Origin of the sequence: Bradyrhizobium sp. i1.15.2 (assembly GCF_040548425.1) — a bacterium.
Lineage (GTDB): Bacteria > Pseudomonadota > Alphaproteobacteria > Rhizobiales > Xanthobacteraceae > Bradyrhizobium > Bradyrhizobium canariense.
This window is the reverse complement of the sequence record NZ_JBEPRQ010000004.1, coordinates 285,571-300,277: the sequence shown is the minus strand read 5'-3', so window position 1 is coordinate 300,277 and position 14,707 is coordinate 285,571. Positions and strand designations below refer to the sequence as shown.

Here is a 14,707-nt window from a genome sequence, read left to right as displayed (position 1 = left end):
ATGACCGCTGCAGCTCCCGAGCCGAAAGCAAACATGGGCCATCCCGTGCCGCGCTATGACGCGGCCGCAAAGGTCACGGGCCGGGCGACATATGCGTCCGACATGCCGCTCGACAATCCAGCCTACGCATTCCTGGTCACCAGCGCCATCGCCAAGGGCCGTATCGACGGTTTCGATCTCGACGATGCCAGGCAGGTCCGCGGCGTGATCGACATCGTCACGCACGAGAACGCTCCGAAGCTGAAGGAATCGAAACTGTTCAGCAATGGCGGCTATGCCGGGACCACGATCCAGCCGCTGAAATCAGCCGACGTCGCCCATGATGGCCAGATCATCGCCGTCGTCATCGCCGAAAGTTACGAGGCGGCGCGCGAGGCCGCCAATCGCGTCAAGGTCAGCTACACGGCCGTGGCGCCGAGTGCGAGCTTTGAGTCGCCGGGGACCACCACGGCGGCGGCAAAGGGACAGAACGCACAGTTCAAGGAAGACCCGGAGGTCGGCGATTTCGCCAAGGCGTTCGACGCAGCCGAGGTCAAACTCACCGCCTCCTATGACACGCCGACCCAGCACCACAATCCAATGGAGCTGTTTACGACGAGCTGCGCCTGGATGGGCGACAACCTCGTCATCTACGAGGGCAGCCAGTATGTCTACGGCCTGAAGAACGGCGTCGCCGAGCAGCTCGGCATCGACGCCGACAAGGTCCGTGTCGTCAATCCCTATGTCGGCGGGGGCTTTGGTTCGCGCGGCTCGATGACGCCCCGCACCGCCATCATCGCCGGCATTGCCAAACGCCTGAACCGGCCGATCAAGCTGGTGCCGACCCGCGACCAGGGTTTCACCATCGCCACCTACCGGGCCGAGACGCGCCACGAGATCAGGCTTGGTGCGGGCCGGGACGGCAAGCTGGTGGCTTTGAGGCACGACGGCGCGGAGGTTTCGTCGCGTCCGGATGCCTATTGTGTCGGCGGCACGAAGACGACGACGCGGCTCTATGCCTGCCCGAACGTCGCAAGTCTGGTGTCGATCGTGCGCGCTGACCGCAATACGCCCGGCTTCATGCGCTCTCCGCCGGAGGTGCCGTATCTCTTCGCGCTTGAGAGCGCGATGGACGAGCTTGCGGTGAAACTGAACATGGACCCTGTCGAGCTCCGCCGCATCAACGACACCACCGTGGAGCCGATCGGCGGCAAGCCTTATACGTCGCGGTCCTTGATGGCGTGCTTCGACGAGGCCGCCAGGGCGTTCGGCTGGTCGCAGCGTTCGCCGCAGCCGAAATCGATGTCGGACGGCGACTGGCTGATAGGCTATGGCTGTGCCGCCACCTGCTATCCGACGCAGATGGCGCCCTCTGCCGCGCGCGTCCGCCTCCAGCGCGACGGCCGTACCCGGGTCGAGATCGCCGGTCACGAGATCGGCACCGGCGCGTATACCGTCATCGCCCAGACCGCGGCCGAGCGGCTCGGCGTGCCGCTGGAGAAGGTCGCGGTGTTCCTGGGCGACAGCGATCTGCCGCCGGCGCCTGTTGCCGGCGGTTCGAACTCGACTGCCAGCACCTGCTCGGCGGTGATGATGGTGTGCGACCGAATTCGTCAAAGGCTGTTCAAGGCCGTGATGCCGAGCGACAGCCTAGCCGACAAGGCCAAAGAGACCGTCGGCATCAGCCAGGCGCCGAGCACGCAGGCGGCGCAGAGCGATCGTCCACTCGATATCGAAAAGGCCTTCGACGCACTCGGTGTCGGTATCGTCGAGGAATACGGCGAGTGGAAGCCCGAAGGCGCGCCGCTGGATTCATTCACGGCGATGCACAGCGGGCACGCGCGGCTCGTCGGTGGCCATCAGATGAAGGACAAGATCGCGTACGCCTTCGGTGCCGAGTTCGTCGAGATCCGCGTCAACCGCTTTACCCATGAAATCCGCTGCCCCCGGCTGGTCGGAGCGTTCGCGGCGGGCCGCATCATGAATCCGCGCACGGCGCGCAGCCAGCTCATGGGCGGCCTGATCTGGGGCATGTCCTCGGCACTGCTGGAGGCCACCGAGATCGACGAGCGCAATGCGCGTTACGTCAACGACAATCTAGCCGACTATCTCGTGCCAGTGAATGCCGACGTCCCCGGTGTCGAGGTGATCCTGCTTTCCGAGCAGGACGACCACATCAACCCGGCCGGCGTGAAGGGCCTCGGCGAGCTCGCCAATGTCGGCACCAATGCGGCGATCTGCAATGCGATCTATCACGCCACAGGCCAGCGCATCCGCAAGCTGCCCGTGCGGCTGGAAAATATCGAGGCCTGAGGGGGTGGCAACGGCGTCGGCGTTGCGCTAGACCCCTTCCGCCTCAAACGTAAGGTGTCTTATGCAGCGTTTACAGCGCGTGCTCCTCGCCATCATGTCGGCACTCGCGATCACCGTGATCGCCGGCGTGTCCGATTTCGTCTCCACCACGGCCTCGGCCCAGACCGCAGGGAAGACCATGACCACAGCTTCAGGTTTGCAGATTACCGACAGCGTCGTCGGCACCGGCGCTTCGCCGAAGCCCGGCCAGATCTGCGTGATGCACTACACCGGCTGGCTCTACGAGAACGGCCAGAAGGGCAAGAAATTCGACTCGTCGGTCGACCGCAACGAGCCGTTCGAATTCCCGATCGGCAAGGGCCGGGTCATCGCCGGCTGGGACGAGGGTGTTGCCTCCATGAAGGTCGGCGGCAAGCGCACGCTGATCATTCCGCCGCAGCTCGGCTATGGTGCCCGTGGCGCAGGCGGCGTGATCCCGCCGAACGCAACGCTGATGTTCGACGTGGAATTGCTCGGGGTGAAGTAAGCCCGCAAACAAAAAGACCGGCCTCTCGGCCGGTCTTTCACTTTGAGTGCGATGCCCGTTATTCCGTCGCGCGCTTGGCCGAAGCCGCAGCGCGATCGACCGCGTCTTTCGCGGCATCCTTGGCATCGCCCATGGCCTGCTGGCCCTTGCCCTTCACTTCCTGGACCGCACCTTCGCCCTTCATGCGCTCGGAACCGGTGGCTTCACCGATGCCCTGTTTGGCCTTTCCCATTGCCTCGTTTGCGGTGCCCTTGATCTTGTCGGTCGTGCTACCCATGAAATCCTCCTTGCGGTTTGCTCGTCAGGACAACGTTCGACGGTTATGAGGGTTCCGATTTTGGTATGGCTCGATGTCGCGGCTTTGGGTTAGTTTGCCGCGCACGGAACCAACAGAAAGCAAGTCTCATGACCGGTCATGACCATTCGCATTCCCACCATGACCACGATCACGATGATCGCTGGAAACATGACGGCGTGCGCGTCATTCCCGGCAACCAGCTCGATACCAACGTGCCGTCGACGGCGGGCATGGACCGCGCGGCCGCGATCAATTTCGCGCGCGTCGGTGCGCAGAAATTGTGGGCGGGCACGGTCAGCATCAAGCCCGACGCCAAGACCGGCGCGCATCACCACGGCCATCTCGAAAGCGTCATCTACGTCGTGAAAGGCAAGGCGCGGATGCGCTGGGGCGAGAGCCTCCAATTCACCGCAGAGGCCGGCCCCGGCGACTTCATTTTCGTCCCGCCCTACGTGCCCCATCAGGAGATCAACGCCAGCCGGGACGAGGTGCTGGAATGTGTGCTGGTGCGCAGCGACGGCGAGGCGGTGGCGATCAACCTCGACATCGAGCCGGTCGAGAAGCCCGAGACCGTGCTGTGGGTCGATCCCATTCACCGCGATCCGAACGAGAAGAAGTGAGGAACACCTGAAAGCCAGCGGGTTCTGTGCGACAGAACCTCGCAGGCAGGGGTCCAAAAAAGATCCGGAAGCCGTGTCGGATCGCCGCTTGGCCATCCGTCCTTGGGCAGAACCCCGCCCAAGGAGCTCCGATGCCCAGGATGATTTTCCTCAATCTGCCCGTGACCGACCTCAAGCGCGCCACTGCCTTTTACGAGGCGGTCGGTGCGACCAGGAACCCGCAATTCAGCGACGAAACAGCGAGCTGCATGGTCTTTTCCGAGACCATCTATGCGATGCTGACGACCCACGAGAAATTCCGGCAGTTCACGCCGAAGCCGATCTCGGATGCAAAGACCTCAAACCAGGCGCTGTTCTGCCTGTCCGCCGATAGCCGGACCGAGGTCGACGATATCGTCAGCAGGGCCGCGGCTGCAGGCGGGGTGGCCGATCCCAGCCCGAAGGACGAATACAGCTTCATGTACGGCCGCAGCTTCGAGGATCCGGACGGCCACATGTGGGGCGTGAACTGGATGGACATGGCAGCCTTCGCGGCGCAGTCCGAGATGGCGAACGCCTGATCTAGCGCGCGAACATCACAACTGAAGAGGAGCATTCACGATGTCGAAGGTCGTTCCCTGCATGTGGTTCAATGGCGATGCCGAGGAAGCCGCGAAGTTCTACGTCTCGCTCGTGCCGAATTCGGCGATCACGCATGTTCAGCGCAACGTTTCAGATGGCCCGTCCGGCAAGGAAGGCTCCGTGCTCGTCGTCGAATTCTCGGTGGCGGGACAGCCTTTGGTCGCGCTCAACGGCGGCATGAAAATGGAATACACCCATGCGATCTCGCTGATGACCCATTGCGACGATCAGGCCCAGGTCGACAGCGTCTGGAATGCGTTCCTGGCCCATGGCGGCAAGGAAGAGCAGTGCGGCTGGCTCAGGGATCGCTGGGGCGTGGCCTGGCAGGTCGTGCCGAAGGTGATATTCGAATTCCTCTCGAGCCCCGACAAGGCGGCTGCCGCACGCGCGATGCAGGCCATGATGAAGATGGTGAAGCTCGACGTGGAGACCTTGCGCCGCGCGTTCGAGGGCAAGTCGGCAGCGTGATGTGGAAGCCACAGTATCGTAGGGTGGGCAAAGGCGCGCTTGCGCCGTGCCCACCATTTTTTCTCGGCGAGAGAAAGTGGTGGGTACGCTCCGCTTTGCCCACCCTACGAGATTGAGCCCGCCGCTAATAATTGATCCGCAGCCCCACGCCGCCATGGATGGTGTTACCCACTGGCTGCGGGCCGAGCGTGCCGTTGGCGAACAGGTCCACGATCCAGCCCTTCTGCATGCGGAAGCCGAGCCGGCCGCCATATTCGAACCAGCCCTGGTTGCCCATGGTCGGCACCACCACGCCGTCGCCGGTCACGGTGGCGACGATGCCGCTATGGCCAGCGAACGACTGCACCCAGCCGCCATTGATGTTGGCCTCGATATTGCTGCCGTAGAGATGCGTCCACTGGCCGCCGATCTTGACCAGGCTGGTGCGGTCGGTGCCGGTCGCGATGCCGGCATCGAACGGATTGAACGCCACTGCGCTGTCGGTGTAGCCCGAGACGCGCTGCCAGAGCTGCCAGACCTCGATCGAGGCGGCGACCTCGTCGCGGGGCGACACGCGGCTCATCCAGCCGGCGCGGCCGTAGACGGCGTAGTTCGCGGCGTTGGTCGAACTCGTGACGCTCACCGGGCCGAGGCTGGTGTTGTAGCTGCGGGTGTAGCGCGCCTTCTCCCACGGCGTCAGGATCGTGCCGATGTCGAAGAACGGACGCGACGAGCCCCAGTCGGTGAAGTCATAGCGTAGCGCGAATGCGCCGATCGGCGCGCTGGTGATGTTGTAGCCGCCTTCGCTGTATTGCGTGTAGGCGATGCCGGCGAGCAGCGACAGATTGTTGGTCAGCTCCTTGCGGCCGTGGATGCCGGCCGAGAACGAGCCGGCGGAGCCGAACGCGCTGACGCAGTTGCTGCAATTGACCTGCTCGTTGACGCCGAGCAGCACCGTGCCGAGCACTCGGTTGGTGATCATCTGGTTGAAGCGCTGGTTGGCGAGGTCGCCGATCGAGCCGCCGCTGGAATCCGCGCCGGTCGGCGTCGGTGTCGGCGTCGGGCTCGGCGAAGAGGACGGATAAGGGCTCGGCGACGATGACGGGTAGGGGCTGGGCGCGGGCGAGGGGCTGTAGGTTGTCGTTGGAGAGGGTGAATATGTCGGCGAAGGGGAGGGCGTCGGCTCTCCGCACCCGGATTCGCACGTCGCCCCCTGGGCTGCCGCCGGACGGGCATCCAACGCGACAAACGCAAACACGGCGGTCAGCACGCTCGCGACGATGAAGCGCCTGACGTTGAATACCGCCATCTTCAGCGTCCGCACAGCATGCCGTCGTCGTGGACGGCAGGCGTGATGGTCGGCGAGGCGTCCGCATATTGGTTGACCGCGCACAGTCCCGCGCTCGCGGCGCAGGTCGCGGCAAAGGTCCAGGGCGGCGTATTGGTCTTACTGATGGAGACCTTGCCGCCGGTCGAGCTGATGATTGCGGTGTCGCCGGGCTGGGTGAGCTGCACGCACTGTTGGCTCGTCGTGCAGACACTGGCGGCGCCGTCCTGCAGCACGACGACCGAGCGGCCGCGCTGGGACAGGATATCGAGTGTAGTACCGCGCACGCCGATCGTCGCAAGCGGGGTCGTGATCTTGTAGGCGGTCTTCTCGGAATGTCCGGTGACGAAACGGAATGCGCCGGTCGTCATGCGGATCGCAACGTCACGATAGCTGTGCTCGTCGTTGAAGACGGTGCGGTCGAGCTTGAGCGTGGCGCTCGGACCGAGCGACAGATTGGTGCTGTCGGCCATCACGAAGCGCGCTGCGCTGCCGGCGCCGGTGCGCACGGTCTCGTCCCGCAGCATGCCGTCGCCGACGCTGATCGGCGTCGTGGTCGCGGCCACGCGAACGACTTCATTCTGAATCACGACGGCTTCACCGACGCGCGTCTGCGCCTGCGCGCAAGGGGCCACGCACAAGGCGATCGACAACAGCGTGGAGAAAAGCCAGAAACGCAAATTCATTTCGCAACCGATCGATTTGTCCCTGATCGTACCGGATCGCGCGCGCTTGCGATGTGGCGAAATTATCACATGCAGTGCGAGACCTGCGCTATGCTTAGTGACAGTCGCGGCAGAATGCGTTCAATGAAAACCGCGACCTCTATTATTCTCCGCGGTGACGCAAATTTGCCACGCAAAACATCCCCACAAACGCGACTGGACTTGCCCGCGGTTCCGAAGGTGTCGCGGAGCGCAGTGATTGCTGTCGCGATTTTCCTGGTGGCCCATCTCGTACTGCTGATCGGCCTGACGACGCCGGAGAAGTTCGTGTTCGACGAGGTGCACTATGTGCCGGCGGCGCGGCAGATGCTGGCACCATCGATGTCGCAACCGATGCTCAATCCGATGCATCCGCCGCTGGCGAAGGAGCTGATCGCGCTATCGATAGCGACCTTCGGCGACACCGCGCTGGGCTGGCGCTATCCCGCGACATTGTTCGGCGCGCTCGCGATCGTCGCGATCTATCTGTGCGGCCTCGCACTGTTCGCCGCGCAAGGGCCTGCGATCGCCGCTGCGCTGATCGCCGGCTGCAATCAGATGCTGTACGTGCAGGCGCGCGTCGCGATGCTCGACATTTTTGCGCTCGGCTTCGGCCTGCTCGCAATTGCCGCCTTCATGCACGGTTTTCGAAAGGATCGTCCTCATGCGTTGTTCGCGGCTGCCGGCAGCCTGTTCGGCTGTGCTGCCGCCTGCAAATGGAGCGGCCTATTTCCACTCGGAATCTGCATCGTCATCGTCGCAGTGATCCGCCTGATGCAGGGCTGGCACACCCTGTTTGCCGACGCGAAGCCGGGGGATTGGTACCGGCCCGACCTCTGGCCCGACTTCAGATTACATCACGTCGTGCTCTGCTTCACCGTCCTGCCCGCGATGACATATCTTGCGGCCTTCGTCCCGCTGTACGGCGTGTCGCTGCCGGATCTGGTCGAGGCGCAACGCCGGATCTTCGCCGACAACACCACCACTGCCATCGCCGGCCACACTTATATGAGCGCGTGGCCGTCATGGCCGCTGCTCGCGCGCCCGGTATGGTTCCTGTTCGACAAGACCGCGGACGGCAATGTCTCCGCGATCGCCTTCCTCGGTAATCCCCTGGTGCTGTGGCCGGCGCTGCTCGCGCTCGCCGTCGTGCTGCGCGACTTCGTCGTTGCGCGCCGCCGGGATGCGTTCCTGATCGCGGTCTTCTATTTCGGGTGCTGGCTCGCCTGGGCGTTGCTGCCGCGCACGCTCGCCTTCATCTATTACTATCTGCCGGCTGCGACCCTGGCGTCGCTCGCGCTGGTCTATGTGCTGCGCCGGGACGGACTGCCACGCTGGCTGCTGTGGGCCTATGTCGGGGTCGCCGCGATCGGCTTTGCCGCCATGCTGCCGATCTCGGCGGCCTTCATCGGCACGTCGATGCAGACTTTCAACCGGCTGATGCTCTTCCAGAGCTGGATATGATATCGCCGCCTGCCGGGGAACGACAGGCGGCGCCTTTATGGGCGATGACCTGGGAATTACTTTGACGCGGTCTGGGTGTCCATGTTCACGACCTGGACGCGGCGGTTGATCGGGTCGGCGCCGTTGGCGGCATCCTTCAGCTTGGTCTTGCCGTAGCCGACGGTGACGAGATCGGTGCCGGTGAGTCCGTAGTTCTGCACCAAATACTTCTTGATGGTGTCAGCCCGCCGCTCGGAGAGCCCCTGATTGTACCCCTCGGTGCCGACCGCATCGGTGTGGCCGGCGACCACGAAAGTCGAGCCCTTCAGCGAGGGATCGGACAGCGCCTTGCCGAGCGCCTGCACCGACGGCACCGACGTCTTGGCAATGTCGGCCGAGTTGTAGTCGAACTGGATCTCCAGATCGATCTTCGGCTTGGTCGCGGCGAGCTCGGCAATCTGCTCGCGCTCGCCCGTCGAAAGCGACCGGGTCGAGCGGTTGCGCACCGTGTTCAGGAACGTCGATTCCTTGGCCTGCGCCGCCGGATCGACCTGCGGACCTGCGGACAGCCCGCGGGTCGCGGCCTTCGGCTTCAATGCATCCAGGATCTGGTTGGTCGAGACATTGCCGTCGCCGGCCATAGCCAAGCCGGCCGTCATCGAGAGAAGTGCCGAGAGGGTCATCGCCTTCAGTGCAAAAGACTTATTGAAACTAGTCATTGTCGTATCCTCGTTGTGACGCCTGATGGCTATTTGATGCTGCAAGCATAGGGCAGGTTCAAAACCCCTGGTGTGATCTTGGTCACGGTGGAAACGGGGCCCTCCAGGGCCATGGCAGCGAATTTCAAGCGGTTTCGGGTTCATGGAGGGCCGACCCGCGGTCCACTCCGAGGGCCGACGCTGACGTGTGAAGAGAGTGGTCGCACGCTGCCCCGCGAGCGTTCGAGCCGTCGCAGTCCTGTCGTGATCCGCATCACTGAGGACCGCCGCGCCCAAGTGCCGCTCGGGGGGCCGGGTTCACTCAGGGAAACCCGTGCTCACCGATTGTCGCAAAGCCGTCGCGTGTTGGCCTGTCTGCGGACAATTTTTCGGCCAGATGGACGCCTAGCAGGGCACAGCCTCCGACAAGCGCAAACGAAGGGAGCCGAGTTCCAGCCAGTGCCGAGGCCAAGTGATTATCAGTTCTATCGCAGTGGCCCGCCGGATCGGACCGTGTCCCTGAACTCCATGCCCATTTACATCGGCGCGGCGATGATCGCGGTGGCGATCCTGCTGTCGACGCTGACTACGGGACTGACCTCCCGCTATGTCGGGCTTCAAGCGCCGACCGACGAGAACATGTGGCTGGTCGATCGCCTCACCGGCAACGTCTATCGCTGCCAGGCGGAGGAGCGCGGCAAGGCCTCGTGTGAACCCGATGTCGCCACAGGCAGCGTTGGCGACCGATCCAAAGCCCCGAAAGCTGCGCGCTGAGCGCTCCGCCTTCGCACCGCAGCAAGAAAATTGTCTTCTCCACGAAACGTCTTCGCCGGAGAATACGTAATGCGAAGGCCGGTATGACGCCGGTTTCGTTTTACGGAGGAGACCTTTCGATGAAAATATTGCTCACAGCCGCAGCTTTGGCCGCGTTCGCCGTTTCCCCTGCATCCGCCGCGATGATGGCGTGCACCAGCGATAATATGATGAAGTCCGCCGCCATGATGGGCGGCACGGCGGATACGCCAGCCAAGACGGCCATGAACAAGGAAATGGCCATGGCCAACACCGACATGAGCAACGGCAAGATGAAAAGCGCCTGCATGCATTACATGAAGGCGCAGAAGGCCATGTCGATGAAGTAGGCGCGGGTAGCGCACCTTCCGACCGCGCTGTCAGCAGATGGCAGCGCGGTTTTTCCTTGTCCGCTCCTTGATCGGCTTCTTGCCTGGATGCGAATCCCGCTACACTGCATTCCGCAATGTCCCGCGCGCCCAAACCGATTCCACTCACCACGACACAGGCCCGGCAAATCTGGCTTCATGCCCAGCGGCTGGACGAGCGCGCGCCGTTCGGTGACGGCGCGCAAGCCGTCGCCGACGCGGTCGCCCATCTCGGCTATGTGCAGATCGACACCATCAACGTGATCGAGCGCTGCCATCATCACATCCTGTTCAGCCGCATCCCGTCTTACCGCCGCGCCGATCTGCGCCACGCCCAGAGCGTCGACAAGAGCGTGTTTGAATATTGGACGCATGCGCTCTCTTACGTGCCGGCCGGCGACTTCCGCTTCTTCCTGCCGGCGATGCGCGAGCACCGCCGCGAGGGGCACAAATGGTTCGCCTCGGTGAAGCCTGCCGACATGCGCAAGGTGATGCGGCTGGTGCGCGCCGGCCCGCTGACGATCCGCGACATCGAGGACGACGTGCTCACCGAGAAGGAGCATCTGTGGCAAAGCCGAAAACCCTCGAAGCGGGCGTTGCAGCTCGCTTTCTATACGGGGGCCGTGACCGTCAGCGAGCGCCAGGGCATGCTCAAGACCTATGAGCTGATGACGCGCCATTTCGGCTGGGACAAGCTGCCGAAGCCGGCCTCGGCAAGGGACATTACGGCCTATCTGCTCGATCGCGCGCTGCGATCGCAAGGTGTCGTGAGCCTCGATTCGGTCTGCCATCTCGACGCGCCGCGCAAGCCGGCGGTGGCTGCCCTGATCGGCTCGCGCGTCCGCCGTGGCGATCTCGTGCCTGTCGCCATCGAGAGTGCCGGAAAGCAGGAGCACTGGGCACTGCCTTCTGCGCTCGAGCCGGGCGAGCGCGCGCCACCTGACCTCGTCCATATCCTCTCGCCGTTCGATCCGCTGATCATCCAGCGCAAGCGCACCAATCTCATTTTCGGCTACAACCATTTGTTCGAGGCCTATGTGCCGAAAGCCAAACGCAAGCTCGGCTATTTCGCGCTGCCCGTACTGGTCGGCGACGAGATCGTCGCGGCGCTCGATCTGAAGACCGACCGGCAAGCGAAGAAGCTGCTGATGCGGAAATGGACCTGGGTCGGTGAGGGAAAGAAGGCCGCGGGGCGCAAGGAGCTCAAGCAAAAGATCGAGGAGGAGCTCGATCGGTTTGAGAAGTTTCAATTGGCGGAGTGAAATGCGCCCTCGTCGGTCTGTAGGGTGGATTAGCGAAGCGTAATCCACCTCTTTCACTTCCGCGGAGACAAACAGTGGTGGGTTACGCTGCGCTAACCCACCGTCCGCACCCTGGCGAGCCGATCAATCCAAACGCCGAACGCAATCCCAACCGCATACGCCAGCAAATTCCATGGCGAGAAGATGCGCCCGAGCAGCAGCGCCCCGGCCGTGGTCAGCCGGAACGCGTCGAGCCAGGGCATGTGCACCAGCCGGGAGAATTCGACCACGACCGCTATCGCGATTGCGATGGCTGCGATCTGCGCCCGTGGCAGCCGCGGCAGCAAAACGCCGACCAGCAGAAACACCATCGTTGCCCATAGCAGCGAGCCGCCGTACTTCACCACGAAGGCCGGCAGGCCGATCGGAAAGCCGTACCAGCGCAGCGACAGTCCGCAGGCAATAACCGCCAGCGCCAGACCGGCGCGGATCAGCGATGTCCGAAGCGGTGCAATGGGTTTGACCGGTTGTGCCTCGTGCATTGCTTGCTCCATTGACTCTTTCGCGGCGATGCTCAAAACCCCGGATCAGCCCATAAAAGCAACAACCCGGGGGAAGCCATGAGCCAGACCACGACCTATGCCGGTTCGACCGGCGCAGCCAAGTCGGAAATCGAGACCTCGACGATCCGCGCCATTTCCTGGCGACTGATCCCGTTCCTGGTGCTGGCCTACTTCTTCTCCTATCTCGATCGCGTCAATCTCGGTTTCGCCGCGCTGACCATGAATGCCGAGCTGAAATTCACGCCGCTGATCTTCTCCTGGGGCGCCGGCATCTTCTTCATCGGCTATTTCATCTTCGAGGTGCCGAGCAATCTGGCGCTGGAGAAGTTCGGCGCCAGCCGCTGGATCGCCCGCATCATGGTGACCTGGGGCATCATCTCGGCGCTGATGGCGCTCACGAGCGGCGTCACGAGCTTCTACGTGCTGCGCTTCCTGCTCGGCGTCGCCGAGGCCGGCTTCTTCCCCGGCATCATCCTCTATCTCACCTATTGGTATCCGGCCGAATACCGCGCCCGCTTCCTCGCGGCCTTCGCCATCGCCGTGCCGGTCTCCACCTTGATCGGCGCGCCGGTCTCGGGCCTGCTGCTCGGCCTCGACGGCGCGATGGGCCTGAAGGGCTGGCAGTGGCTGTTCATCATCGAGGGCATTCCGTCTGTGCTGCTCGGCATCGTCACCTGGTTCTATCTCACCGACAGGCCGGAGAAGGCGGATTGGCTCTCGGCCGAGCAGAAGGCCTGGCTCAAGACCAAGCTCGATGCCGAGATCGCGGCCAAGCAGGCGGTGAAGCATTTGTCGCTCAGTGAGGCGCTGACCTCACCGAAGGTGATCATGCTCGCCCTGGTCTATTTCGGCTTCGTTGGCGCGCTGTATGGCATGCAGTTCTGGTTGCCGCAGATCGTCAAGGCGTTCGGCCTCACCAACGCCCAGACCGGCTTCGTCACCGCCATCCCGTATCTGTTCGGCACCATCGCGATGATCCTGTGGGCACGGCATTCCGATGCCACGCGCGAGCGCGTGATGCATGTCGGCGCGCCGTTGCTGCTCACCGCCGTCGCTCTCGGCGTCTCCTCCTATCTCACCGACCCCACCCTGACGATGATGGTGCTGACGGTGGCCGCGATCGGCGTGTTCTGCTGCTTCGGGGTGTTCTGGACCTTGCCCACCGCCTGGCTCTCCGGCACGGCGGCGGCCGGTGCCATCGCCTTGATCAACTCGATCGGGAATCTCGCCGGCTTCGGTGGGCCCTATCTGATCGGCTGGGTCAAGGAAGCCACCGGCCAGACCTCGACCGGACTGCTCGTGCTCGCGGTGCTGCCGCTGATCGCCGGCATCCTGGTCTTCATCGGCGGTCACGAAAGCAAGCACGAGTTCGCGGAGCAGGGGCGGCGATAGCCTCGAAATGTCGCCTCCGCGAAAGCCAGGGCCTATTTCCACGCGGCCCTCTGGGGGACCTGCGGCGCGACGCTTTCTTCGAACAGTCCAGGCTTCCGCCAGGGGCAGCCCGCGGAGGTTACCACCTCTTAACGATCACAGATTCCTGATGACTGACGATTATTGACTTTTATCAGTGATTAGTCGACATTCCTCTCATTGCAGCCGAGGGAGTGTCCTCCGATGTTCGTCCGCTCCGTTTTGTCCAGCTATTCGAGGCTCTTGGCCGGTGTTTCGCTGGCGCTGATGGCTGCCGCCCTCGCTGGGTGCAATGACACCGTCGCTGAAAAGGCCGAGCCGCCGCGGCCGGTTCTTGTCGCCACCGCCCATTATGATGCCGAAAAGCCCGAGCGCAGCTTCGTTGGCACCATTAGGCCGCGGATCGAGAGCGATCTGGGCTTTCGGGTCGCCGGCAAGGTCGCCAAGCGTCTGGTCGAAGTCGGCCAGACCGTCGAAATCGGCCAGCCGCTCGCGGTCCTCGATGAGGTCGATCTGAAGCTCCAGGCCGAGCAAGCCGTCGCCGAGCAGACCGCTGCGACCGGCGTGCTGGCCCAGGCCGCCGCCGCCGAGCAGCGCGCCAAGGATTTGAAGGCCAAGGGCTGGACCACCGACGCGCAGCTGGATTCGAGCCGCGCCGCCGCCGACGAGGCACGTGCCCGCCTGAACCGGGCCGAGCGCTCGGTCGAACTGACCAACAATTCCCTTTCCTACGCGACGCTCAACGCCGACGCCCGCGGCGTCGTCACCGCAACGCTGATCGAGCCCGGCCAGGTGGTCGCCGCGGGCCAGGCTTCGATCCGTGTCGCCCGCTTTGCCGAGAAGGAAGCGGTCGTCGCGATCCCTGAGACGCTGGTCGGACGTGCCAAATCGGGCGCCGCCAGCGTCACTCTTTGGTCGGAGCCGGGCAAGAAATATACGGCCAAGCTGCGCGAGATCGCGCCCACCGCGGATCCTGCGACACGCACTTATCTCGCCAAGTTCTCGCTGCCCGAGGCCGACGACAAGGTCTCGCTCGGCATGACCGCGACGCTGACGCTGTCGGACGCTGCGACCGAGCGCGTTGCGCGGCTGCCGCTGTCGGCACTGTTCAACGAAGGCGGCAAACCGTCCTTCTACGTCGTCGACGACAACGGCGGGGTCACGCTGAAGCCGGTGACGGTGAAGTCCTATGAGAGCAACGACGTCGTCATCACCGGCGGTGTCGAAGAGGGCGCCAAGATCGTCGCCCTCGGCGTTCAGAAGCTCGATCCGGGCCAGAGGGTGCGGATCGTCTCGTCACTGTCCTTTTAAGTCTCGTTTACGAGTTGCGTCGTGTGAGGTGAGTTTCGGCCCGAGC

At 63.7% G+C, this 14,707-nt stretch carries 16 protein-coding genes; 11 read left to right on the top strand and 5 right to left on the bottom strand.

The window, feature by feature from the left end; all coding sequences use genetic code 11:
• On the top strand, positions 1-2,292 hold the full coding sequence (locus ABIB80_RS11265) for a xanthine dehydrogenase family protein molybdopterin-binding subunit (RefSeq protein WP_007595217.1): 2,292 nt from the start codon (positions 1-3) through the stop codon (positions 2,290-2,292).
• A gap of 61 nt (positions 2,293-2,353) precedes the next feature.
• Entirely contained in the window at positions 2,354-2,818 is a 465-nt protein-coding gene (locus tag ABIB80_RS11260) for an FKBP-type peptidyl-prolyl cis-trans isomerase (RefSeq protein WP_007595215.1), read from the top strand.
• Between the two features lie 58 nt (positions 2,819-2,876).
• On the opposite strand, the gene ABIB80_RS11255 is transcribed toward ABIB80_RS11260, so the two are convergent.
• The gene (locus tag ABIB80_RS11255; RefSeq protein WP_007595214.1) at positions 2,877-3,095 is read right to left on the bottom strand and encodes a CsbD family protein; all 219 of its coding nucleotides are present in this window, start codon (positions 3,093-3,095) and stop codon (positions 2,877-2,879) included.
• Positions 3,096-3,223: 128 nt separating this feature from the next.
• Here ABIB80_RS11255 and ABIB80_RS11250 point away from each other — a divergent pair, with 128 nt between their 5' ends.
• The 3 genes from ABIB80_RS11250 to ABIB80_RS11240 all read left to right on the top strand — a co-directional run bounded on the left by ABIB80_RS11250 (position 3,224) and on the right by ABIB80_RS11240 (position 4,825).
• A complete protein-coding gene (locus ABIB80_RS11250) occupies positions 3,224-3,736 on the top strand; it encodes a cupin domain-containing protein (RefSeq protein ID WP_007595213.1) in 513 nt (170 codons plus the stop codon).
• A gap of 131 nt (positions 3,737-3,867) precedes the next feature.
• A complete protein-coding gene (locus ABIB80_RS11245; protein WP_354127415.1) occupies positions 3,868-4,296 on the top strand; it encodes a VOC family protein in 429 nt (142 codons plus the stop codon).
• A 40-nt stretch (positions 4,297-4,336) separates the two neighbouring features.
• Complete coding sequence (locus tag ABIB80_RS11240) at positions 4,337-4,825, top strand: VOC family protein (RefSeq protein ID WP_354127414.1); 489 nt, start codon at positions 4,337-4,339, stop codon at positions 4,823-4,825.
• A gap of 124 nt (positions 4,826-4,949) precedes the next feature.
• Here the strand turns inward: ABIB80_RS11240 and ABIB80_RS11235 are convergent, their stop codons facing one another.
• Positions 4,950-6,113, bottom strand: a complete 1,164-nt coding sequence (locus ABIB80_RS11235; protein WP_354127413.1) for a hypothetical protein — start codon at positions 6,111-6,113, stop codon at positions 4,950-4,952.
• Positions 6,114-6,115: 2 nt separating this feature from the next.
• The gene (locus ABIB80_RS11230) at positions 6,116-6,817 is read right to left on the bottom strand and encodes a FecR family protein (RefSeq protein WP_354127412.1); all 702 of its coding nucleotides are present in this window, start codon (positions 6,815-6,817) and stop codon (positions 6,116-6,118) included.
• 51 nt (positions 6,818-6,868) lie between these two features.
• Between ABIB80_RS11230 and ABIB80_RS11225 the strand changes: the two genes are divergently transcribed.
• Positions 6,869-8,299 (top strand): phospholipid carrier-dependent glycosyltransferase, encoded by a 1,431-nt coding sequence (locus ABIB80_RS11225; RefSeq protein ID WP_354127411.1) that lies wholly within the window; start codon positions 6,869-6,871, stop codon positions 8,297-8,299.
• 56 nt (positions 8,300-8,355) lie between these two features.
• On the opposite strand, the gene ABIB80_RS11220 is transcribed toward ABIB80_RS11225, so the two are convergent.
• Entirely contained in the window at positions 8,356-8,997 is a 642-nt protein-coding gene (locus tag ABIB80_RS11220) for an OmpA family protein (protein ID WP_007595207.1), read from the bottom strand.
• A 507-nt stretch (positions 8,998-9,504) separates the two neighbouring features.
• Here ABIB80_RS11220 and ABIB80_RS11215 point away from each other — a divergent pair.
• The 3 genes from ABIB80_RS11215 to ABIB80_RS11205 all read left to right on the top strand — a co-directional run bounded on the left by ABIB80_RS11215 (position 9,505) and on the right by ABIB80_RS11205 (position 11,398).
• Positions 9,505-9,750, top strand: coding sequence for a hypothetical protein (locus ABIB80_RS11215; RefSeq protein ID WP_354127447.1), 246 nt, complete (start codon positions 9,505-9,507; stop codon positions 9,748-9,750).
• A 119-nt stretch (positions 9,751-9,869) separates the two neighbouring features.
• A complete protein-coding gene (locus ABIB80_RS11210) occupies positions 9,870-10,118 on the top strand; it encodes a hypothetical protein (RefSeq protein ID WP_354127410.1) in 249 nt (82 codons plus the stop codon).
• A 116-nt stretch (positions 10,119-10,234) separates the two neighbouring features.
• The gene (locus ABIB80_RS11205) at positions 10,235-11,398 is read left to right on the top strand and encodes a winged helix-turn-helix domain-containing protein (protein WP_354127409.1); all 1,164 of its coding nucleotides are present in this window, start codon (positions 10,235-10,237) and stop codon (positions 11,396-11,398) included.
• Between the two features lie 92 nt (positions 11,399-11,490).
• Here ABIB80_RS11205 and ABIB80_RS11200 read toward each other — a convergent pair whose 3' ends face one another.
• Positions 11,491-11,919, bottom strand: a complete 429-nt coding sequence (locus tag ABIB80_RS11200; protein ID WP_007595193.1) for a ribosomal maturation YjgA family protein — start codon at positions 11,917-11,919, stop codon at positions 11,491-11,493.
• Positions 11,920-11,997: 78 nt separating this feature from the next.
• On the opposite strand from ABIB80_RS11200, the gene ABIB80_RS11195 reads away from it, so the two are divergent.
• Complete coding sequence (locus tag ABIB80_RS11195) at positions 11,998-13,332, top strand: MFS transporter (RefSeq protein ID WP_354127408.1); 1,335 nt, start codon at positions 11,998-12,000, stop codon at positions 13,330-13,332.
• Between the two features lie 222 nt (positions 13,333-13,554).
• The gene (locus ABIB80_RS11190) at positions 13,555-14,661 is read left to right on the top strand and encodes an efflux RND transporter periplasmic adaptor subunit (protein ID WP_219684466.1); all 1,107 of its coding nucleotides are present in this window, start codon (positions 13,555-13,557) and stop codon (positions 14,659-14,661) included.
• The last annotated feature ends 46 nt before the right edge of the window (positions 14,662-14,707 follow it).

Excerpts from the sequence above, each read along its gene's own strand:
- ABIB80_RS11265 (WP_007595217.1), top strand. The coding sequence starts at position 1 with ATGACCGCTGCAGCTCCCGAGCCGAAAGCAAACATGGGCCATCCCGTG.
- ABIB80_RS11260 (WP_007595215.1), top strand. The coding sequence starts at position 2,354 with ATGCAGCGTTTACAGCGCGTGCTCCTCGCCATCATGTCGGCACTCGCG.
- ABIB80_RS11255 (WP_007595214.1), bottom strand. The coding sequence starts at position 3,095 with ATGGGTAGCACGACCGACAAGATCAAGGGCACCGCAAACGAGGCAATG.
- ABIB80_RS11250 (WP_007595213.1), top strand. The coding sequence starts at position 3,224 with ATGACCGGTCATGACCATTCGCATTCCCACCATGACCACGATCACGAT.
- ABIB80_RS11245 (WP_354127415.1), top strand. The coding sequence starts at position 3,868 with ATGCCCAGGATGATTTTCCTCAATCTGCCCGTGACCGACCTCAAGCGC.
- ABIB80_RS11240 (WP_354127414.1), top strand. The coding sequence starts at position 4,337 with ATGTCGAAGGTCGTTCCCTGCATGTGGTTCAATGGCGATGCCGAGGAA.
- ABIB80_RS11235 (WP_354127413.1), bottom strand. The coding sequence starts at position 6,113 with ATGGCGGTATTCAACGTCAGGCGCTTCATCGTCGCGAGCGTGCTGACC.
- ABIB80_RS11230 (WP_354127412.1), bottom strand. The coding sequence starts at position 6,817 with ATGAATTTGCGTTTCTGGCTTTTCTCCACGCTGTTGTCGATCGCCTTG.
- ABIB80_RS11225 (WP_354127411.1), top strand. The coding sequence starts at position 6,869 with ATGTGGCGAAATTATCACATGCAGTGCGAGACCTGCGCTATGCTTAGT.
- ABIB80_RS11220 (WP_007595207.1), bottom strand. The coding sequence starts at position 8,997 with ATGACTAGTTTCAATAAGTCTTTTGCACTGAAGGCGATGACCCTCTCG.
- ABIB80_RS11215 (WP_354127447.1), top strand. The coding sequence starts at position 9,505 with ATGCCCATTTACATCGGCGCGGCGATGATCGCGGTGGCGATCCTGCTG.
- ABIB80_RS11210 (WP_354127410.1), top strand. The coding sequence starts at position 9,870 with ATGAAAATATTGCTCACAGCCGCAGCTTTGGCCGCGTTCGCCGTTTCC.
- ABIB80_RS11205 (WP_354127409.1), top strand. The coding sequence starts at position 10,235 with ATGTCCCGCGCGCCCAAACCGATTCCACTCACCACGACACAGGCCCGG.
- ABIB80_RS11200 (WP_007595193.1), bottom strand. The coding sequence starts at position 11,919 with ATGCACGAGGCACAACCGGTCAAACCCATTGCACCGCTTCGGACATCG.
- ABIB80_RS11195 (WP_354127408.1), top strand. The coding sequence starts at position 11,998 with ATGAGCCAGACCACGACCTATGCCGGTTCGACCGGCGCAGCCAAGTCG.
- ABIB80_RS11190 (WP_219684466.1), top strand. The coding sequence starts at position 13,555 with ATGTTCGTCCGCTCCGTTTTGTCCAGCTATTCGAGGCTCTTGGCCGGT.